Here is a 19,148-nt window from a genome sequence, read left to right on the forward strand (position 1 = left end):
CGCGATCGCGCGCGGCATCATGCTGTGTAGGCAAAATGAAAGTCGCGCGCTATGGGCTATGCTTGTTGCTGGCAACCCGCGTGCACTGCGACGCGGCCTCGAATATCAGGCAAGACAGGAGGGGTGGAATCGATGTCCTACACGGAAACGATTGGTCCGCGCACGTACCGCTTCGCGGACCTCAAAACCTTGCTCGCCAAGGCGAGCCCACTGCGCAGCGGCGACCAGCTCGCGGGCGTGGCGGCGGCAAGCGAAGAGGAGCGCGTGGCCGCGAAGATGGCGCTCGCCAGCGTGCCGCTCAAGACCTTCCTCAATGAGGCGCTGGTGCCCTATGAGGAAGACGAAGTGACGCGACTGATCGTCGATACGCACGACAAGGATGCGTTCGCGCTGGTCTCGCATCTCACCGTGGGCGATTTTCGCAACTGGCTGCTCTCGCCCGAAGCGGATACCGCAACGCTCGAACGCGTGGGGCCGGGCATCACGCCGGAGATGGCGGCGGCGGTCTCCAAGCTCATGCGCAACCAGGACCTCATCGCGGTGGCGAAGAAGCGCCCCGTGGTCACGCGCTTTCGCAATACGGTGGGGCTGCCCGGGCACATGTCGGTGCGCCTGCAACCGAATCATCCGACCGACGACGTGAAGGGCATCGCCGCCTCGATGCTCGATGGCCTCATGTACGGCTGCGGCGATGCGATGATCGGTATCAATCCGGCCACCGACAGTCTGTCCGCCATCGTGAAGCTACTCGCGATGATCGACGAATTTCGCGAGCGCTATCGCGTGCCCACGCAATCGTGCGTGCTCACGCATGTCACCAGCACGATCGCGGCGATCGAGAAGGGCGCGCCCGTCGACCTCGTGTTCCAGTCGATCGCGGGCACTGAGAAGGCCAACGCGAGTTTTGGCATCTCGCTCGCGCTGCTGGCCGAGGCGCGCGAGGCGGCTCTCGCGCTCAAGCGCGGCACGGTGGGCAATAACCTCATGTACTTCGAGACGGGGCAGGGCAGCGCGCTTTCGGCCAATGCGCATCATGGTGTCGATCAGCAGACTTGCGAAGTGCGCGCCTATGCCGTCGCGCGCCGCTTCGACCCGTTCCTCGTGAATACGGTGGTGGGCTTTATCGGCCCCGAGTATCTCTACGACGGCAAGCAGATCATTCGTGCGGGACTGGAGGACCATTTCTGCGGCAAGTTGTTAGGGGTGCCGATGGGTTGCGACATCTGCTATACGAACCACGCGCAAGCCGATCAGGACGACATGGACACGCTGATCACGCTGCTGGGCACGGCAGGCATCAATTTCATCATGGGCGTTCCCGGCGCCGACGACGTGATGCTGAACTACCAGAGCACCTCGTTTCACGACGCGCTTTATGTGCGCGACGTGCTGGGCTTGCGGCGCGCGCCCGAGTTCGAGGAGTGGCTGGAGACGATGGAGATTGCCGACGCGCACGGCGCGCTGCTGCCCGCCTCGCCGCGCGTGCCGCTGCTGGCGGGGGCGCAGGAATGGATCGACAGCGCAATGGCGAACGGGATGGGAGTGAGCCAATGAGCGATGCCGTCGAAAAGAATCCGTGGGCTGAGCTGAAGGCGTTCACGAACGCGCGCATTGCGCTGGGCCGCGCGGGCAATGGCCTGCCGACCGCGCCGCTGCTCGCGTTCAATCTTGCGCACGCGCAGGCGCGCGATGCCGTGCATCAGCCGCTCGACGTCGATGCGTTGCGAAGTGAACTCGAAGCGGCGGGCTTCGCGACGCTCGCGGCGGCAAGCGCAGCGCCCGACCGCGAGCATTACCTGCGCCGCCCCGATCTCGGGCGTCGGCTTTCGGACGAGAGCCGCGCGGTGTTGGCCGAGGCGGGCAAGGCGAACAACGCAGGCCCCGACATCGTGTTCGTGATCGGCGACGGCCTCTCCGCGTTAGCGGCCGCCAAGCAGGCCATGCCGCTCCTGCAAGCGGTGCGCGAGCGCTTGAACGCAGACGCCGCTGCGGGCCACGGCTGGCATGTCGGTCCGGTGGTGGTGGCGCGTCAGGCGCGCGTCGCGCTCGGCGACGAGATTGGCGAACTGCTGGGCGCGAAGCTCGTGGCGATGCTCATCGGCGAGCGGCCGGGCCTGAGTTCGCCCGACAGCCTGGGGGTGTATCTCACCTGGGCGCCGAAGGTGGGCTGCTACGACGCTATGCGCAACTGCATCTCGAACGTGCGGCCCGAGGGCCTGCCCTACGATGGGGCCGCGCATAAGCTCCACTATCTGCTCACGCACGCGCGGCGGCTCGGGCTCACTGGCGTGGGCCTCAAGGACGATAGCGACGCACTGCTGCCAGGGGGACAAGACGCGAGGCGGATCGGGCCCACGTAGGATCGAACAGGCAAGCCACGAATTGACAACGCGTGGCTTGCGCGCGATTTTATTCGGATACCTGATGATTGGCTGGGCGAGCCACGAACTTGCCCGGACTCGTGCCCGTGAGGCGGCGAAACATGGCGATGAACGCCGACGAAGTCGCATAACCCAGATCGAGCGCCACGGATTCCACACTGCGCCCCGCTTGCAGCAACGGCAACGCGCTCACGAGACGCAGGCGCGCGCGCCACTCGGTCAGCGACATCCCCAGTTCGCGCTGCGCGTGGCGCATCAGCGTGCGCTCGCTCATATGGAAGGCAGCGGCGAGTTCGGCGAGCGGGCGGTTGTCGGCGGGATTGCCGTGGAAGACTTGCAGTACGGCGTTCAACTCGGAGTTGTCTGCATGCGGGAGATAGCTGCCGGTGGTGGCGCAGGTGGAAAGCAGGTCCACCAGCACGCGAAGCAGGCGTGCGCGCGCAGGCGACTCGCTGCCGTCGTGTCCCGCCGGCGGCAGCGCGCGCAAATGATCGAGCATGCTGCGCACGAGCGGCGAGACCATCATCGCGCAGGTTTGCGCAGGCATCGCGCTGCACAGCTCGCGGCTGATATAGACCGAGCAGTGCACCGTCTCCGCATGATTGAAGCCGACGTGCTCGGTGCCGGGTGCGATCCACAGGCCCATGTGCGGCGGCGCGAGGAAGTATTCCTCGCCGGCCGTGACCTCGGTGATGCCGCTGAACGAATAGACGAACTCGCCCCACGGATGCCGCATGGTTGGATAGCGCGCGTGCGACGGCAAGTGCTCGGTGCGGAAATAGACCGGCACGGGCAGCGTGTCCGCGAACGGCGGCGGGCTCACGTGTTGCAGCACCTTGCGCGCGGTCGTGGCGGCCTGAGGGCGGGATTTCGGCATGGCTTGAATGGGCGCGAACAAGCGGAAATAGCGCAGAGGCGCGCTACTCTGGCGAGGTGTTCCGGCGTTTCCTGTTACGCGTTGGGCAGCGTTCTGCGCAAAGCCGCGAAGAACAGCTCCGATTGCAATCGCTCGCCCTGTACCTGGCTCGCGACCCGTTGTGCGAGGTCGGCGGCCACGGGCCGCAACGCGCGCCCAGTCGAGCGTGCGAGCACCTGCGCCGTGCATGCGCGCTCGAGATAATAGAGGTCGTCGAACGCGTAATCGATGCGCTCGCCGCACACCACCACACCATGATTGCCGAGGAAGCCGATGTCCTTGCCGGCCAGCGCGTGCGCGATGCGCTCGCCTTCCTCGGGGCCGAGCGCGAGACCGTTGTATTCGCGATCCAGCGCAATGCGGCCGTGGTAGCGCATGGCGTTTTGCGAAAGGGCCGTGTCGAGCCCGCAGTCCTCGGTCAGCGTGAGCGCCGTGGCGTAAGGCATGTGGGTGTGCAGGACGCAGGTCTTGCCGGCGATGCGATGGATCGCGGCGTGGATGAACATGGCCGTGGGCTCCACTTCGTGCCGGCCCGCGATCACGGCGCCGGCCGCGTCCACGATCACGATGTCGTCGCCCCCGACTTCACTCCACATCAAGCCGCGCGGATTCAGCAGGAAGAGTCCGTTCTCGCCGGGAAGCGCGACGCTGAAGTGATTGCAGACGCCTTCGCCGAGGCCGTAATACGCGGCTGCGCGCAGCGCAAGCGCGAGATCCGCGCGCAGCTTTTCGACGCCCGGGTCGTGAAATATGGCCGGAAACTCGTTCATCCTTCGATCTCCTGTTTCAGGCCGGGCGTTTTCAGTCTTCGTGGCGCGTCGCTTGCGTGCCCGGCTGACTCCAGTTTCCCGGCTTGTGGCGTCGATGTCTAGCCCAAGCCGGGGAGATTCGATCGGGTAACTCAGTGGACGCGCGTGGCCGCGCGTTGAGCGTGAGCCTGCTTTTGGCGTTGCTGATGGCGCTGATTCAGCCACGAAGCCACCACCACACAAATCGCCAGTGCGCCCGTTGCCGCCGCTTCGGTCCGGTGATCCTCGCCCATCAGCATCGCGACCAGCACGCCGCAGATGAACGCAATCACCACCCACGTCAGCCACGGGAAGCACCACATTCTCAACTGAAGCGGATCCTTGGCCAGGTCCAGTTTTTTGCGCATCCGCAGTTGCGAAACCGCGATGACGAGATACACGAGCAGCGCGATGGCGCCCGACGTGGCCAGCAAAAAGCTGAAGACGCGCTCGGGCACCAGGTAGTTCGCGATCACCGTGAGGAAACCGAACGCGGTGGAGGCGAGCACGGCAGCACGCGGCGTGCCCGCGCTGTCGGTCGAGCGCAGCATCGCCGGCGCGTCGTTGCGCACGGAGAGCGAAAAGAGCATGCGCGACGCCGTGTAAAGCGCGGAGTTCAGGCAGCTCGCCACGGCCAGCAGCACCACCATATCGATGATGGCCTTTGCGTGCGGCACGCCGATCAGTTCCATGGCGCGCTGATACGAGCCCTGCGAGGTCAGGCCCGGATCGGTCCACGGCACGATGGCCGTGACGACGAAGATCGAGCCGAAATAAAACAGCGAGATACGCCAGATGACCGAGCGGGTGGCGCGCACGATCTGCTGGCGCGGGTTGCGCGATTCGGCCGCGGCGATGGTGACGATTTCCGTACCCATGAACGAGAACATGGTGGTGAGCATGGCCGCGAGAACGGCGCCGATCCCGTTGGGCATGAAGCCGCCGTTTTCCACGAGCCGCGAAGCGCCCGACACGCCCGAATGCGGCAGCACGCCGAGGATGGCCGCGCCGCCGATGCAGAGAAACACGATGATGGCGACCACCTTGACCAGCGCGAACCAGAACTCGAATTCGCCGTAGTTCTTGACCGAAAGAAGATTCGTAACGGTCAGGATGAAGGTGATCCCGAGGGCGTAGACCCACGTTGCAATGGAGGGAAACCACGCGTTGAGAATGGTGGCGGCGGCAGTGGCTTCAATGGGGATGACGAGCACCCAGAACCACCAGTACAGCCAGCCGATCGTGAATCCGGCCCAATGGCCGATGGACTGGTCCGCGTAGGTTGAGAACGAGCCGCTGTCGGGCTGCGCCGTGGCCATTTCGCCCAGCATTCTCATGACGAGCACGACGAGCACGCCCGTGAAAATATAGGCAAGCAGGGCGGCCGGGCCGGCCTCCGCGATTGCGTGGCCCGAGCCCACGAACAACCCCGCGCCGATCACGCCGCCGATCGACATCATCGTGACGTGCCGCTGCTTGAGTCCATTGCTTAATTGAGCGTCGTTCGATACCTGCATGTTGTCTCCAAAGTCAATCATTTGAGTCCAATACGGCGCGGAGAGTCTCGTTTGCCGATGAAGGGACGTCAAGGGCCAATCCATGCGCGCTTGATAATGGCGTGATTCCGCATAAAAAATTTGCCGGAATCTCATTTTTCGCGGGGTTTGCGAGATGAAAATCGATGGAATTCGATCGTGCGACAAGTCATTCGGTGCATTTGTTAATAAGTTCGGAATCCGAATGATTGTGGTGTGGGCCGTGCGTGGCTCGATGCCTCAGCCGTGCCTCACGCGTAGCGCGCCAGAAACATCTCGGTGGCCGCTTGTGCGATGCGCTGTTGTTCGTCTTCGCCCAGCGGCGGCTGTCCCATCGTCACCTGCGGCCAGAACGCGAACGCTTTCACGAGCCCATGCAGCTGATGTGCGGCGAACAGCGGGTCGTCGACGCGCAGGCGGCCGTCGGCGGCTGCCGCGCGGATCCATGCGGTGACGTCCTCCTCGCGCTCGCCCATGCGCGCGACCATGTCGCGCGCGCGCTCGGGCGAGTGGATGCCCGCCCCGATCGCCACGCGCGCGAGCGCGAGGAACGAATCGTCGGCCATGAGGCGCAGCTTGCGTAGCAGGAGCGCCAGCAATTGCTCGTGCAGCGGCTCGGCGGCGCGGTACGCGAGCGGCACGCTGTCCTGGCTGGCGTCCCAGAGCCGATGCAGGATCGCCGCGAACAGCGCTTCCTTGCTTGGGAAATGGTTGTAAACCGTGCGTTTCGAGACGCTCGCCCGCGCGGCAATGCGGTCCATGCTGGTGGCGTCGTAGCCGGCCGCGAGAAATTCCTCGATGGCCGCCGCAAGAATGGCGGCGCGCTTGCGGTCGGTCAGGCGCTGGGGGGAGGCGGTGGGATCCATGGCGGGATTTTACCGTTCATCCCCCATCAGCCTGAATCCGCCAACCGGCAAAAACTCTTTTTTGAAAGACTGGATCCAAAAATCCAGCTGGAGTACGCTCACCGACATCGCACAACCGGACGCGGCGTCATGTCGCACCGCACCATGCATGCCACCAACGTTCGCAGCACTGCTGGACTGGCGCTATCCGCCGAGGAAGAGGCCTATCGCTTCATGCTGGAGGCGATCATCGAAGGCCGCTATGCGGCGGGCCAGCGCATCGTCGCGGAGACCGTTGCCGAAGCGCTTTCGATGAGCCGCATGCCGGTGCGCGCCGCGCTGCGGCGCTTGCACAGCGAGGGCCTGGTGATCCAGCGTCCCAACCGCGGCGCGATCGTTCGCGGCCTTTCCGTCGACGAGATTCAGGACATCTTCGACATGCGTATCGCGCTCGAAGGGCTTGCGATGCGCGTGGCGGCGCCGCGCTGCACCGAAGCGCACCTCGCGAAACTCGAGCGCCTGCTGGAAGACATGGACGCCTGTGTCGGCGATACGGATACGTGGGTGCAGCGCCACTGCGCGTTTCACGAATACCTGTGCGAAATCAGCGGCCGCACGCGCCTGTATCAGCAAATTCTCTCGCTCTACACACTGATCGAAGGCCCCATGCGCCTGTGGATCGAGCAGGCGACGTTCAGGCGCAAGCGCGCCCGCGACGCCCACCAGATCCTGATCGACGCGCTGCGCACGCGCGACCCCGTGAAAGCCGAGCAGGCGCTGCGCGCGCATATCGAATCCACCGTTCCGCAGATCATCGAATTTCTCGAATCGCCGGCGTCGCGGGAATGACGCGCCGGTTTGCCTAATAGTCGTTGTGCCCCACTCGTTGTGTCCCACAGGTTGTGCCCACATTCAGCCAGGAGCCTCCCGATGTCAGCAATAGAGTTCAAGCGTTTTCGTCTTGCCGCCTGCGCCGGCGTCGCGGTTCTGGCGCAGCTTGCGGGCGCCGCCACGGCGCATGCGGCCGATCTGGGCCTCGTGAAAAGCGGCACGCTGACTTACTGTTCGAGCATGGACGCGCCGCCGCTCGCGTCCTACGACGAGAATCAGCAGCCGCGCGGCTTCTCCGTCGATGTCGCGCACGACGTGGCGAAGCAGCTCGGCAATCTCAAGGTCGAGTGGAAGGTGATGTCGTTCAGCGGGCAGATTCCCGCGCTGCAGGCGCGCCAATGCGACCTCGTGATCGGCCAGTTGTTCGACAAGCCCGAGCGGCGCCAGATCATCGACATCGTCGACTACATGTATTCGAGCCAGTCGATCATGGTGCCGCGCGGCAACCCGCGCCACGTGCGCTCGCTCGACGATCTTTCGGGCATGAAGGTCGGCGTGCTCAACGGCACGACCATCAGTTCGCTGCTCGAAAAGGAGAATCAGAAGCTCACCGCAGCGGGCAAGGCGCCCATGAACATCGTTGTTTATAGTTCGGATGCCGATGCATTTCAGGCGTTCCGCCTGCAACAGGTCGACGCCTACGGCACCACCTCGGAGAGCGCCGCGCACTTCCGCCAGGCATCGGGCGACATGTTCGAGGAGGCCGTGCCGGGGTTCAACCGCATCGCCACGGGCATTGGCGCGCGCAAGGGCGAGCCGCTTTCGCCTGCGGTCGCGAAGGTCGTGGCCGACCTCGTGAAGAGCGACCGCTACGGCAAGATGCTCTCGACCTGGAAGCTCGAAAACGATCGCTATTGAGCGCGGGGTGACGCCATGAATTTCAGTTGGGAAATCTTCCGGAAATTCCTGCTGGAGCCCAGCCCTGCATACCTGCACGGGCTGTGGCTCACGTTCTCGATCAGCGCGTGCGCGGTCGTGCTTGGCGCGACGCTCGGTCTTGTCGTCGCGCTCATGAGGCTTTCGTCGAGCCTGCCGGTGCAGTCGCTTGCGCGCGGCTACATCTGGGTCATGCGCGGCACACCGCTGCTCATGCAGATCGTGTTTCTGTACACGGCGTTCGCCGCCGCGAACATCTTCCATTTTCACGATCTCGACTTCGGCATCATCACGCTGCCGGGCAATATCCAGGCGGCGGTGCTCGCGCTCGGCATGAATTCGGCCGCTTATCAGGCGGAGATCATCCGTGCGGGGCTGAGTTCGGTCGATCGCGGGCAGTACGAAGCGTCGCGCTCGCTCGGCATGACGTCGGTGCTGCTCATGCGCCGGGTCGTGCTGCCGCAGGCGCTGCGCGTGATCGTGCCGCCGCTCGGCAACGAGTTCAACGTGATGCTGAAAAACACCACGCTCGTGAGCGTGATTGGCGTGCCGGAACTGCTGCTCAGCACGCAGATGATCACCTCGGTGAACTTCCGCGTGTTCGAGCTCTATCTCGTGCTCGGCATCTACTTCCTCGCGCTCACGACGCTGTGGGGCTTCGCGCAGCGGCGGCTGGAGGCGCACTTCGGCCGCGGCGAGGCGAAGCCGGCCACGAACACGCGTCTGTTCGGCGCGCAAACGATGAAGCTGCTGCGGGGGCGCTGATATGAACGAAGCACGGGAAATCGTGATCGAGGCGTCGGACATTCATAAGTCCTTCGGCTCGACCAAGGTGCTCAACGGGATCTCGCTGAGCGTCGCAAAGGGGGAGGTGGTGGTGCTGATCGGCTCGTCGGGATCGGGCAAGACCACCTTCATCCGCTGCCTCAACTTGCTGGAGTCATACGACAGCGGGCGCGTGCGCGTGAACGGCAAGTTGCTCGGCTTTGTCGAGCGTCCGAACGGCACGCTTGTGCGCGATTCGGCGCGCACGCTCGCGCGCCAGCGCCGCGACATCGGCATGGTGTTTCAGCGCTTCAATCTGTTTCCGCACATGACCGCGCTGGAGAACGTGATCGAAGCGCCCATCCACGTGCTGAAAATGCCACGCGAGGAAGCGGTCAAGCAGGCGAAGGCGCTGATCGCGCGCGTGGGACTCGCCGATCGCGCCGACCACTATCCATCGCAGCTATCCGGCGGGCAGCAGCAGCGCATCGCCATCGCGCGAGCGCTCGCGATGCAGCCCAAGGTGCTGCTGTTCGACGAGCCGACCAGCGCGCTCGACCCGGAAACCGTGGGCGAGGTGCTGCAGGTCATGAAGGAGCTGGCGGAAGACGGCATGACGATGGTGGTGGTCACGCACGAGATGGGTTTCGCCCGCGAGGTGGCCGACCGCGTGGTCGTGCTCGACCAGGGCGAGCTGATCGAGGAAGGGCCGCCCGAGCGCATTTTTACTGCGCCTTCGCACCCGCGCACGCAGACCTTCCTGCGGCGCACCTTGCGTACCGCCGCGCCCGTGTAATCCGTATCGAAGGTGGTCTTGCCGCCTTCGATTGAATATCTTCAGGACACCAAAAAAAGGAGAGTGCGCTGATGCGTAACTTCGAAACGCCGGGTCGCTCGCTCGTGATGGCCCGCAATGGCATGGCCGCGACTTCGCACCCGAGCGCCACGCTCACCGCCATCCAGATCCTGGCCGCAGGCGGCAACGCCATGGACGCCGCGATTGCCGCGTGCGCGGTGCAATGCGTGGTTGAACCCGGTTCCACGGGTATCGGCGGCGACTGCTTCGCGCTCTATGCGCGCGGCGGCAGCGACGACGTGATCGCCTATGACGGCTCGGGCTGGGCGCCCGCCGCCGCGAGCACGGAGCGCTTGCGTGCGATGGGCGTTACCACGATTGCGCGCCATTCGCCGCACGCGGTGACAGTGCCCGGCGCCGTGGATGCGTGGACGACGCTCCATCGCGACCACGGCCGCCTGCCGCTGCGCGACGTCCTTGCGCCGGCCATCCGTTTCGCGGAAGAAGGCTACGCCGTCGCGCCACGCACCGCGCGCGACTGGGCCGCCGAAGTGGAAACGCTCGCGCGCGACTCGGTGGCGGCCAAGACCATGCTTGTCGACGGCGCGGCGCTGCGCGCGGGCGAAACCCACCGGCAGCCGCGCCTTGCGAACACGCTGCGCGCGATTGCCGAGACGGGGCGCGACGCGTTCTATCGCGGCGCGGTGGCCGCCGATCTCGTGGCCAAGTTGCAGGAGCACGGCGGCTTGCACACGCTCGACGATTTCGCCGGGTTCAGCGGCGAATACGTGACGCCTATCCGCGCGAAGTTTCGCGGCTACGACGTGATCGAATGCCCGCCGGCGGGGCAGGGCATGATCGCGCTACTGTTGCTGAGGCTGCTCGACAAGTACGACGCCGAAGGCAGCCCGCTCGACCCGGATCGCCTGCATCGCGAGATCGAAGCGGCCAAGATCGCCTACGCGGTGCGCGATGCGGTGCTGGGCGACCCGCGCGAGCAGCGTGTCGACGTCGAGCGCCTGCTCTCCGACGACTACATCGACGCACTGCGCAGCCGCATCGACCTCGAACGCGTGCTGGACCCGGCCGCCGCGCTCACCTCGGTCGAGCATCGCGATACGGTCTATATCACCGTGGTCGATCGCGACCGCAACTGCGTGAGCTTCATTAATTCGTTGTTCTATCCATTTGGCAGCGGCTTGATGGGCAAGGAATCGGGCGTGATGTTGCACAATCGTGGCATGGGCTTTTCGGTCGAGCCGGGGCATCCGAACGCAATCGCCGCGCACAAACGCCCGCTGCACACCATCATCCCCGGCATGGTGGCGCGCGATGGCCGCGTGCAGATGAGCTTCGGCGTGATGGGCGGCCACTATCAGGCGATGGGGCACGCGCATTTTCTGTCGAAGGTGCTGCATTACGGATTGGACATGCAGTCGGCGATGGATTTGCCGCGCGTGTTCCCGCGCCCGGGCACGGCCACGGTGGAAATCGAATCGACGCTGCCCGAAGCCACGCGCGCCGTGCTCGCGGATCGCGGCTTCGCGCTCGTGCCCAGCGCCGGACCGATTGGCGGTTCGCAGGCGATCCGCATCGACTGGGAGCGAGGCGTGCTGACGGGCGCATCCGATCATCGAAAGGATGGATGCGCGCTCGGATACTGAGGGCGTGACTGCACAGTGACTACGCACCCATGCCGGGTGCCAAAGCGGGGTGGCCGTCACTGGCGTGAGGGCCGCCCGCTTGCACCGCACACGGAAAAATCAGTGCCCGTGTGCTTCCCGGAATCCGGTGTCGTGTTCGATATGCTGATCGGAAGTGTCGACGTGGAAGGTCGCCGAGACCACAAAGAGAACGCCGGCGAACGTCCACACCCAGGTGCCCAGCGCGAAGCTAAGCAAATAGGCGTGATGAGGCGGGTACGCCTGGAGCGCCCAGGCAAGACACGCAACTGGCAATATCAGCAAACACAACGCCGACCGGTTCAGAAAAGCGGCGACCCTTGCATTCTTGCGCGTCTCAGCTTGCATGCCTGCCTCCGTAGGGAATGGCACTGGGAGATAGCGTCGCACGGCGGTCATTTCACGCAAACTTGGGAATATCCCTGGCACGGCGCGGGAACGAAGTAACGAAGAGCAACATTCGTTTACGCCTCCGGCGGATTGTGGAAGTATCGCGCGCACCGCGTAGCACGAATACGCTTGCTCTTCTTGCGAGGTACGGGATGGACTGGAGGTTTTGGAAGGCTGAGAAGCGCCACGAAGAGGCCGAGACGCACAATTGGCCCACCGAGACGCATGAATCGATACGGCAGCTGCTGGGCATGTACCTGGGCGCTGGAACCCCGCCGTTCGCGAACTGGTCCGCGCCCGGCATCGTATTCGCCCCCAACGTCGAAGCGACGGCCCGCAATTCCGTGAAGGGCTATCAACTCGCCCTCTGGTTCTGGCTGTTCGCCGGCAAGCACGGCGCCATTGCGGCGCGCATGGCGCGCGAAACCTTCTGTCTGCTCGCCGATGCGGCGCAGCCGGCGTCGGGCGACGCCATCGACGCGCTGCTCGACCTCGAAAGCCGCCTCGCGCGCTCCGTCGAGTCTATCTCCGCCGAGCAACGCACCTTCAGCCAGGAAGGCCAGGCCGTGGAACTGCCGATGGAGTTCTTTCTGGCCACGGGCGCGCTCAGGTTCATGCCCGAGTCCCCGTATGCGGGGGATGCGGGCGCGCCGCTGCAAGGCAATGACTACAAGCTGGCGGACTGCTTCCGCCACGCCACCGAGGAAGCCTTGGTGCTGTTCCGGCCGATGATCCAGGCCGTCGAGTTCGACTCGAAACTGCTGCCGAACTGGAAATGGAGCGCCCGCCCGGGCGCTGCCGAACGGCATCTGCAGCGGCGCCACGGCAATCCGCTGTTCCCGCTGCACCGGCAGATGGTGACGGCCCACGACGTGCATGAAGCGCGCATTGCCGACAACCAGGCGCTGCTGGATATTCGCAACGAACTTAATGAAGTGCGCCACGCATTCTTCGAAAAGCCGTCGCTGCCCTTGAACTGGCAGTCGTACCTCGAAAACTTCCGGGAACAGGTGGACCGGCTCGATGAGCGCCGCCTGGTGGCGGGCGGGCAGAATGCGCCGCTCGGCGACGCGGTCGGGGCGCTGCGCGCCGACATTCTGGCGACGTGGCGCGCCGAGATTCAGAAGAACCGCAACAGCCTCGCCGCACTCGACCAGGACGAGGCGCGCAAGGCCGAACGGCGCGCGCTGCTGTACGGCTGCGACTGGACCGGCCAGCTATTGAGCCACGGCTCGCTGATACCCGCGGAAGAAGTGGTGCCCGCGCTGCTGAGCGAATCGCCGGCCGAGTTGGAGAAGGCGGTGGCCGGTTTGCAGGCGGAGCCGCGTTTGCATGAGACGCTCGCGCATTGCAGGGCCGCCGCGCATCGGCTCGTGGGGGAACTGCGCGCGGCGGGTCATGGCTTCCCCGACCTGACCGAAAAGCTGTACATCCTGGACGGCAAGCGCGAGGTCCCGCAGGAAGACTCGCCGGGACCGCTGCCGGCCTGACGAGTTTGCTGCTCAGCTTTTCAGGCGATAACCGGTCTTGAAGATCCACGCGGTGATCCCGAGGAACACGGCGAGAAACGCGGCCGTCATGCCGAGGCTCACGCTGACGTCGACGTCAGCGAGCCCGTAGAAGCTCCAGCGAAAACCGCTGATGAGATAGACGATCGGGTTGAACAGCGTGACCACCTTCCACGCCGGCGGCAGCATGTCGACCGAGTAGAAGCTGCCGCCGAGGAAGGTCAGCGGCGTGATGATCAGCAGCGGCACGATTTGCAGCTTCTCGAAGTTGTCGGCCCAGATGCCGATGATGAAGCCGAGCAGGCTGAAAGTTATCGCCGTGAGCAGCAGGAACAGCACCATCCAGAACGGATGCTGGATCTGGATCGGCACGAACAGCGCCGCGGTGGCGAGGATGATGACGCCCAGCAGCACCGATTTGGTTGCGGCCGCACCGACATAGCTGATCACGATTTCCAGATACGACACCGGCGCGGACAGCAGTTCGTAGATCGTGCCTGTGAAGCGCGGGAAGTAGATGCCAAACGACGCGTTCGAAATGCTTTGCGACAGCAGGGACAGCATGATCAGGCCCGGCACGATGAACGCGCCATAGCTGACGCCGTTCACTTCCTTGATGCGCGAACCGATTGCGGAACCAAACACGATGAAGTAAAGCGAAGTCGAGATCACCGGCGCGACGATGCTTTGCATCAGCGTGCGCCGGGTGCGCGCCATTTCGAATCGGTAGATGGCGCGAATGGCGTGGATATTCATCGGGTGCTCACCTGGGCTTTGTTGTTATCCGCAACGGCGGGATTTGTCGAGGCCGCGGGGTCTTTGTGAACGAGACTCACGAAGATCTCCTCCAGCGAACTCTGGCTCGTTTGCAGGTCCGTGAAGCCAATGCCGGCCTCGCTCAGGTTCTTGAGCAGCGTGATGATGTCGTTGCGTTCGTGCTCGGCGTCGTAGGTGTAGGTGAGCGCGGCGCCGCCATCGGCCAGCTCCAGCCCCCAGCTTGCAAGCTCCGCCGGAATGGCGCTCAACGGCGCTTCGAGCTGCAACGTCAGCTGCTTGCGGCCGAGCTTGCGCATCAGCGCGTCCTTCTGTTCGACCAGCATGATTTCGCCGCCGTTGATGACGCCGATCCGGTCGGCCATTTCTTCGGCTTCGTCGATGTAATGGGTCGTCAGGATGATCGTCACGCCGCTGGCCTTGAGCCCGCGCACGAGTTCCCACATGTCGCGGCGCAGCTCGACGTCCACGCCCGCGGTGGGCTCGTCCAGAAACAGCACTTGCGGCTCGTGCGCGAGCGCCTTCGCGATCAGCACGCGGCGTTTCATGCCGCCCGACAACGTGATGATCTTGTTGTTGCGCTTGTCCCACAGCGACAGGTCGCGCAGCACGCGCTCGATATGCGCGGGATTGGCCGGCTTGCCGAACAGGCCGCGGCTGAACGAGACGGTGGCCCAGACCGTTTCGAACGAGTCGGTCGTGAGCTCCTGGGGCACGAGGCCGATCAGCGAGCGCGCAGCGCGGTAATCCGTGACGATATCGTGACCGGCGACGCGCACGCTCCCTTCACTCGCATTCACGATGCCGCAGACGATGCTGATGAGCGTCGTCTTGCCCGCACCGTTCGGCCCCAGCAGCGCGAAAATCTCGCCGCGCTGGATGTTCAGGTTGATGTGCTTGAGCGCGCGGAATCCCGACGCATAGGTTTTCGAGAGATTCTCGACGGAGAGGATCGTTTGCATGGGCGTGACATTACCAGAAAGCCTGCGCGCTCGCCGGGGCCGGAAAGGCATGGCGCGTCGAGCACTCAGAGCCTTGGCAAGGCCAGTTCAACGCTCACGCATGCAGGGTGTTGATTCCACTCGGGCGGATGTGCAATTTGAACACGTACCGCGCATCGGGCGCCGGTCACTCCTGCGCTCGCGCCTTGATGCGTTCGAGCTCCTGGCTGTCGACGATGATGCGAACCGCGTCGTGCCGCCAGTGCTCGATTTCGAACTCGACTATCTCATCGTTCTGATCGTAGACGATGCTCGAAATCATCAGAATCTGGCTGCCTTCCGTCAGCATCAACGCCTGGGCGACCTCGCCCCACGCGGCAGTCGGATTGATCTCGAACCGCGAGCGGCCATAGCGGATGCCGTAGCTCTGCTGGTACAGCGTCGTCAGCGACTGGCTCAAGTCGTGTTCGAAGATCCGTGGAAACTTCTCTGGCTTGAGATAGTGCTTTGCCAGCATCACGACGCGGCCGTCCAGTTTGCGCAGCCGATGGATTTCGTGGACGCGCGACAGGGTTGGCAGCTCGAGGTTCTGGCAGATCGAGGGCGTCGCCACGATCGTGCGCGACAGCAGCACCCGCGTTTCGAGGTGGCGCTTCTGATCGGTGACGATTTGATGGAACGGCGAGCGGTAGAGCGGGTTGTAAATCAGCCTCGGTGGCGCAACGAACCAGCCTCGCCGGTCCTCGCAATAGATCCGTCCTTCCGCTTCCATGGCCACCAGCGCTTCCTTCACCGTCGTGCGCGTGGTGTCGAACAGTTCCGAAAGCTCTCGCTCGGACGGCAGTTTCGCGCCCGGCAACAGCAGCTTGCTGTCGATCTGCATCTCGATGGACTGCCTGACTTGGGCCGCGAGAGTGGTGCTGCGCTCAGATTCTGCCACTTGGACTACTCCAAATTTTGATGCAACGATCCGCATTTTATCTGAGGAAATCGTCTTGCGAGACGATCATCTCGATGGGCAGATTGCGCTGGGAGCACTGCCGCCGGACGCTGCATAAAATAATGAAAATTCAATGACATAACGTGGATTTTCGGATTCCGGTCGGGCTGCGCCGGTGAGATGCGAAAAGCCATTGACACTGATATTACCACCGGATATGTTCTGCGCATGTCGACAACTGGACTGGACCAGATGGGAGGCGTCATGAAAGCGAAACGACTTGTGGGTGTCATTGGGGTCATGGTTTGCGCCGGCGCGGCGCAGGCCACGGTGGGGGATTTGAATGCGCTCACGCAGGCAGCGAAGAAGGAGGGGGCGGTCTATAGCGTCGGCATGCCCGACGACTGGGCGAATTGGAAGGACACTTGGGCTCAACTGACGCATAACTATGGACTGGACCACCACGACACGGATCTGAGTTCGGCCGAGGAAATTGCCAAGTTCGACGCGGAGAAAAGCAATGCGACAGCCGATATAGGCGACGTGGGCCAGAGCTTCTGTCCACTTGCGGTGAAGCGGGGGGTGACGCAGCCCTACAAGCCGGGCACCTGGAACGACATTCCGGACTGGGCGAAGAGCCAGGACGGGAACTGTATCGTCGACTACACAGGCACGATCGCGTTCATCACCAACACCCGGCTCGTGAAGAATCCGCCGAAGACCTGGGCTGATCTGCTGTCCGGCAAGTACAAGGTGACGCTCGGGGCCGTTGGCGTCGCGGCACGTGCGAACAGCGCGGTTCTGGCAGCCGCGCTCGCGCAGGGCGGGAGCGAGAAGAACCTGATGCCGGGCCTCAAGCTGTTCGCCGAACTGGCGAAGCAGGGGCGGTTGTCGCTCGTGGACCCGAGTCTCGCCAATCTGGAAAAGGGCGAAATCGAAGTCGGCATTCTTTGGGACTTCACGGCGCTTAGCTATCGCGACCGGATCGATCCTTCGCGCTTCGCGGTCAACATTCCCTCGGACGGCTCGGTGACCACCGGCTATACGCTCATCATCAACAAGTATGCGAAGCATCCGAATGCCGCGAAGCTGGTCCGCGAATACGTGCTGAGCGACGCGGGGCAATTGAATCTCGCGCGCGGCTATGCGCGCCCGATTCGCACGTCCGTGAAGTTCCCGCCCGACGTGCAGGCGAAACTGCTGCCCGCGAGCGAGTACAAGTCCGTGAAGCCGATTCAGGATTTTGCCGCGTGGGATGAGTCGGTCAAAAAACTGCCGCGCCAGTGGCAGGACGTGGTGATGGTGAACATGCAGTAACGCAAGCGCGCCGCCGGCCGAAACAGCGCACGAGTCGAACGAAGTCGCGCACGCGCTGGCCGGCGACTCAGTGGCCGGCGTCCGAAAGATGCGTTCGGGCGCCGGTACGGTCGAACGCTTGCCTCTCCAACTTCGTGAACCGGAGTTTCCTTTGTGATGAAAACCTCCTCACTCGTCGTCGCCGGCGAGCCTGCCGAACGCGCACGCATTCGATGGCGGCATGGGATAGCCGCGATCTGGCTGATTCCATTTGCCGTCGTGTTCACGCTGTTCTGTCTCGCGCCAATGGTCTGGGTGATCGCCAACAGTGTGCAAACCACGCAAGGCTTCACGCTCGCGAACTACGCGGAAATTCTGTCGTCGCCTTTCTATCGGCAGGCGTTCGAGAACAGCCTGCGCATCTCGCTGTGGTCGAGCGCGCTTGCCCTCGTGATCGCAATTTTCGGCGCCGCCTCGTTGAGGCGCGTGCCGGGAAGACTGCGGCGGCTGGTCGTGTCGGTCGCGAACATGACTAGCAACCTGACCGGCGTGCCGCTGGCGTTCGCGTTCATCATCCTCGTCGGCACCAACGGATCGCTGACGCTGCTCTTCGAGGCGTGGGGGCTGGCAAAGCACTTCGATCTCTATTCGATCAACGGGCTGATTCTGATCTACACGTACTTCCAGATTCCGCTTGGCATCTTGCTGCTGTACCCGGCATTCGACGCACTCGACGACGACTGGCAGGCCGCGGCGTCCCTGCTCGGCGCGAAGCTCTGGCAATACTGGCGCGATGTCGGTCTGCCGGTGCTGGCGCCCGCGATCTTCGGCACGTTCATCCTGTTGTTCGCGAATGCGATCGGTGCGTATGCAAGCGCCTATGCGCTGACCCAAGGGAACTTCAATCTGATCACCGTGCGTATCGCGGGCCTCGTGTCGGGGGATTTGTTCCTCGATCCGAACATGGCGGCCGCGCTTTCGGTGCTGCTGATGCTGCTCTTGCTGGTCGTGACCGTCGCCAACCAGTGGCTGCTGAACCGGAGGGCTCGTCATGCGCGCTGACATTTACCATCGCGCCGTCGTCGGCGTGCTCGTGACGATCCTGGCCGCGCCGATACTCGCCACACTGCTGTATTCGCTGTCCAGGCATTGGGGCGCTACGATCCTGCCGGACGACCTCTCGCTGAGTTGGTACTGGCAACTCTTGCATGACAAGGCGTTCATGGCTGCATTCGGCCGTTCGATGGCCGTGTGCCTGGGCGCGCTCGCGCTCAGCGCGTTGATCATCGTACCCACGGCCTTCGTGGTCTTTTACCGGTTTCCGCGTCTGGACAAGGTAATGAGCGCACTGATCCTGATTCCGTTCGCGGTGCCGCCGGTCGTGACGTCGGTGGGGCTGCTCAATATCTACGCGGACGGGCCGTTTGCGATTAACGGCACGCCGTGGATCTTGCTCGGCTGCTATTTCACGATCGCCTTGCCGTTCATGTACCGCGCGATGGCGAACAGCATGGCAAGCATGAACATCCGCGACCTGATGGATGCGGCGCATCTGCTTGGCGCGAGCACCTCGCTTGCCTTCGTGAAGATCATTCTGCCGAACTTGAGCAAGGCACTGATGGCCTCGTTGTTCTTGTCATTTGCGTTTTTGCTTGGCGACTTCGTCTTTGCCAATCTGCTCGCGGGTTCTCATTACGAAACGCTGCAAGTCTATTTGTACAACGTACGCCAGACGAGTGGCCACTTCACCAGCGCCATTGTCATGAGCTACTTTTTTACCGCGTTGATTCTGACCTGGCTTACCGCGCGATTCAGCAAATAGGA

Annotated in this window: 19 protein-coding genes; 11 read left to right on the forward strand and 8 right to left on the reverse strand. The window is 63.7% G+C overall.

Features of this window, described 5'->3' with window-relative positions:
- Positions 1–132 precede the first annotated feature (132 nt).
- Together HV773_RS18180 and eutC are read left to right on the forward strand one after the other, a co-directional pair.
- Entirely contained in the window at positions 133–1,554 is a 1,422-nt protein-coding gene (locus HV773_RS18180) for an ethanolamine ammonia-lyase subunit EutB (RefSeq protein WP_175196198.1), read from the forward strand.
- Positions 1,551–2,360 (forward strand): ethanolamine ammonia-lyase subunit EutC, encoded by an 810-nt coding sequence (gene eutC / locus HV773_RS18185; RefSeq protein WP_175196200.1) that lies wholly within the window; start codon positions 1,551–1,553, stop codon positions 2,358–2,360. The genes HV773_RS18180 and eutC overlap by 4 nt, the downstream gene beginning before the upstream one ends.
- A gap of 49 nt (positions 2,361–2,409) precedes the next feature.
- Here the strand turns inward: eutC and HV773_RS18190 are convergent, their stop codons facing one another.
- The 4 genes from HV773_RS18190 to HV773_RS18205 all read right to left on the reverse strand — a co-directional run bounded on the left by HV773_RS18190 (position 2,410) and on the right by HV773_RS18205 (position 6,486).
- Entirely contained in the window at positions 2,410–3,258 is an 849-nt protein-coding gene (locus HV773_RS18190; protein WP_175196202.1) for an AraC family transcriptional regulator, read from the reverse strand.
- A 74-nt stretch (positions 3,259–3,332) separates the two neighbouring features.
- Positions 3,333–4,067 carry an aldolase gene (locus tag HV773_RS18195; RefSeq protein ID WP_175196204.1) on the reverse strand — a complete coding sequence of 245 codons (735 nt, stop codon included), beginning with the start codon at positions 4,065–4,067 and terminating at the stop codon, positions 3,333–3,335.
- A gap of 131 nt (positions 4,068–4,198) precedes the next feature.
- Positions 4,199–5,686, reverse strand: coding sequence for a GABA permease (gene gabP, locus HV773_RS18200; protein WP_377731051.1), 1,488 nt, complete (start codon positions 5,684–5,686; stop codon positions 4,199–4,201).
- 185 nt (positions 5,687–5,871) lie between these two features.
- Positions 5,872–6,486 carry a TetR/AcrR family transcriptional regulator gene (locus HV773_RS18205; RefSeq protein ID WP_175196208.1) on the reverse strand — a complete coding sequence of 205 codons (615 nt, stop codon included), beginning with the start codon at positions 6,484–6,486 and terminating at the stop codon, positions 5,872–5,874.
- 129 nt (positions 6,487–6,615) lie between these two features.
- On the opposite strand from HV773_RS18205, the gene HV773_RS18210 reads away from it, so the two are divergent.
- From HV773_RS18210 to ggt, 5 genes are all read left to right on the forward strand, one after another.
- Entirely contained in the window at positions 6,616–7,314 is a 699-nt protein-coding gene (locus HV773_RS18210) for a GntR family transcriptional regulator (RefSeq protein WP_246282329.1), read from the forward strand.
- Between the two features lie 81 nt (positions 7,315–7,395).
- Positions 7,396–8,214 (forward strand): ABC transporter substrate-binding protein, encoded by an 819-nt coding sequence (locus HV773_RS18215; protein WP_175196210.1) that lies wholly within the window; start codon positions 7,396–7,398, stop codon positions 8,212–8,214.
- Positions 8,215–8,229: 15 nt separating this feature from the next.
- On the forward strand, positions 8,230–8,997 hold the full coding sequence (locus tag HV773_RS18220; RefSeq protein ID WP_175196212.1) for an amino acid ABC transporter permease: 768 nt from the start codon (positions 8,230–8,232) through the stop codon (positions 8,995–8,997).
- A gap of 1 nt (position 8,998) precedes the next feature.
- On the forward strand, positions 8,999–9,793 hold the full coding sequence (locus HV773_RS18225) for an amino acid ABC transporter ATP-binding protein (protein ID WP_175196214.1): 795 nt from the start codon (positions 8,999–9,001) through the stop codon (positions 9,791–9,793).
- Between the two features lie 71 nt (positions 9,794–9,864).
- Complete coding sequence (ggt, locus tag HV773_RS18230; RefSeq protein ID WP_175196216.1) at positions 9,865–11,457, forward strand: gamma-glutamyltransferase; 1,593 nt, start codon at positions 9,865–9,867, stop codon at positions 11,455–11,457.
- Between the two features lie 99 nt (positions 11,458–11,556).
- Here ggt and HV773_RS18235 read toward each other — a convergent pair whose 3' ends face one another.
- Positions 11,557–11,823, reverse strand: a complete 267-nt coding sequence (locus tag HV773_RS18235) for a hypothetical protein (protein ID WP_175196218.1) — start codon at positions 11,821–11,823, stop codon at positions 11,557–11,559.
- Positions 11,824–12,017: 194 nt separating this feature from the next.
- Between HV773_RS18235 and HV773_RS18240 the strand changes: the two genes are divergently transcribed.
- A complete protein-coding gene (locus tag HV773_RS18240) occupies positions 12,018–13,355 on the forward strand; it encodes a tryptophan leader peptide (protein WP_175196220.1) in 1,338 nt (445 codons plus the stop codon).
- A gap of 12 nt (positions 13,356–13,367) precedes the next feature.
- On the opposite strand, the gene HV773_RS18245 is transcribed toward HV773_RS18240, so the two are convergent.
- The 3 genes from HV773_RS18245 to HV773_RS18255 form a co-directional block, all read right to left on the reverse strand.
- Entirely contained in the window at positions 13,368–14,129 is a 762-nt protein-coding gene (locus HV773_RS18245) for an ABC transporter permease (RefSeq protein WP_175196221.1), read from the reverse strand.
- On the reverse strand, positions 14,126–15,109 hold the full coding sequence (locus HV773_RS18250) for an ABC transporter ATP-binding protein (protein ID WP_175196223.1): 984 nt from the start codon (positions 15,107–15,109) through the stop codon (positions 14,126–14,128). The genes HV773_RS18245 and HV773_RS18250 overlap by 4 nt, the downstream gene beginning before the upstream one ends.
- Positions 15,110–15,275: 166 nt before the next feature.
- The gene (locus tag HV773_RS18255; RefSeq protein ID WP_175196225.1) at positions 15,276–16,028 is read right to left on the reverse strand and encodes a UTRA domain-containing protein; all 753 of its coding nucleotides are present in this window, start codon (positions 16,026–16,028) and stop codon (positions 15,276–15,278) included.
- A gap of 264 nt (positions 16,029–16,292) precedes the next feature.
- Here HV773_RS18255 and HV773_RS18260 point away from each other — a divergent pair, with 264 nt between their 5' ends.
- The 3 genes from HV773_RS18260 (at position 16,293) to HV773_RS18270 (ending at position 19,146) form a co-directional block, all read left to right on the forward strand.
- The gene (locus HV773_RS18260) at positions 16,293–17,345 is read left to right on the forward strand and encodes an ABC transporter substrate-binding protein (protein ID WP_246282330.1); all 1,053 of its coding nucleotides are present in this window, start codon (positions 16,293–16,295) and stop codon (positions 17,343–17,345) included.
- A gap of 156 nt (positions 17,346–17,501) precedes the next feature.
- The gene (locus HV773_RS18265; protein ID WP_175196227.1) at positions 17,502–18,386 is read left to right on the forward strand and encodes an ABC transporter permease; all 885 of its coding nucleotides are present in this window, start codon (positions 17,502–17,504) and stop codon (positions 18,384–18,386) included.
- Complete coding sequence (locus HV773_RS18270; RefSeq protein ID WP_175196229.1) at positions 18,376–19,146, forward strand: ABC transporter permease; 771 nt, start codon at positions 18,376–18,378, stop codon at positions 19,144–19,146. The genes HV773_RS18265 and HV773_RS18270 overlap by 11 nt, the downstream gene beginning before the upstream one ends.
- Positions 19,147–19,148 lie beyond the last annotated feature (2 nt).

Source organism: Paraburkholderia caffeinitolerans (assembly GCF_902859945.1).
GTDB lineage: Bacteria > Pseudomonadota > Gammaproteobacteria > Burkholderiales > Burkholderiaceae > Paraburkholderia > Paraburkholderia caffeinitolerans.

Coding starts and splice junctions, on each gene's coding strand:
- HV773_RS18180 (WP_175196198.1), top strand. CDS start 133: ATGTCCTACACGGAAACGATTGGTCCGCGCACGTACCGCTTCGCGGAC.
- eutC (WP_175196200.1), top strand. CDS start 1,551: ATGAGCGATGCCGTCGAAAAGAATCCGTGGGCTGAGCTGAAGGCGTTC.
- HV773_RS18190 (WP_175196202.1), bottom strand. CDS start 3,258: ATGCCGAAATCCCGCCCTCAGGCCGCCACGACCGCGCGCAAGGTGCTG.
- HV773_RS18195 (WP_175196204.1), bottom strand. CDS start 4,067: ATGAACGAGTTTCCGGCCATATTTCACGACCCGGGCGTCGAAAAGCTG.
- gabP (WP_377731051.1), bottom strand. CDS start 5,686: ATGGATTGGCCCTTGACGTCCCTTCATCGGCAAACGAGACTCTCCGCG.
- HV773_RS18205 (WP_175196208.1), bottom strand. CDS start 6,486: ATGGATCCCACCGCCTCCCCCCAGCGCCTGACCGACCGCAAGCGCGCC.
- HV773_RS18210 (WP_246282329.1), top strand. CDS start 6,616: ATGTCGCACCGCACCATGCATGCCACCAACGTTCGCAGCACTGCTGGA.
- HV773_RS18215 (WP_175196210.1), top strand. CDS start 7,396: ATGTCAGCAATAGAGTTCAAGCGTTTTCGTCTTGCCGCCTGCGCCGGC.
- HV773_RS18220 (WP_175196212.1), top strand. CDS start 8,230: ATGAATTTCAGTTGGGAAATCTTCCGGAAATTCCTGCTGGAGCCCAGC.
- HV773_RS18225 (WP_175196214.1), top strand. CDS start 8,999: ATGAACGAAGCACGGGAAATCGTGATCGAGGCGTCGGACATTCATAAG.
- ggt (WP_175196216.1), top strand. CDS start 9,865: ATGCGTAACTTCGAAACGCCGGGTCGCTCGCTCGTGATGGCCCGCAAT.
- HV773_RS18235 (WP_175196218.1), bottom strand. CDS start 11,823: ATGCAAGCTGAGACGCGCAAGAATGCAAGGGTCGCCGCTTTTCTGAAC.
- HV773_RS18240 (WP_175196220.1), top strand. CDS start 12,018: ATGGACTGGAGGTTTTGGAAGGCTGAGAAGCGCCACGAAGAGGCCGAG.
- HV773_RS18245 (WP_175196221.1), bottom strand. CDS start 14,129: ATGAATATCCACGCCATTCGCGCCATCTACCGATTCGAAATGGCGCGC.
- HV773_RS18250 (WP_175196223.1), bottom strand. CDS start 15,109: ATGCAAACGATCCTCTCCGTCGAGAATCTCTCGAAAACCTATGCGTCG.
- HV773_RS18260 (WP_246282330.1), top strand. CDS start 16,293: ATGAAAGCGAAACGACTTGTGGGTGTCATTGGGGTCATGGTTTGCGCC.
- HV773_RS18265 (WP_175196227.1), top strand. CDS start 17,502: ATGAAAACCTCCTCACTCGTCGTCGCCGGCGAGCCTGCCGAACGCGCA.
- HV773_RS18270 (WP_175196229.1), top strand. CDS start 18,376: ATGCGCGCTGACATTTACCATCGCGCCGTCGTCGGCGTGCTCGTGACG.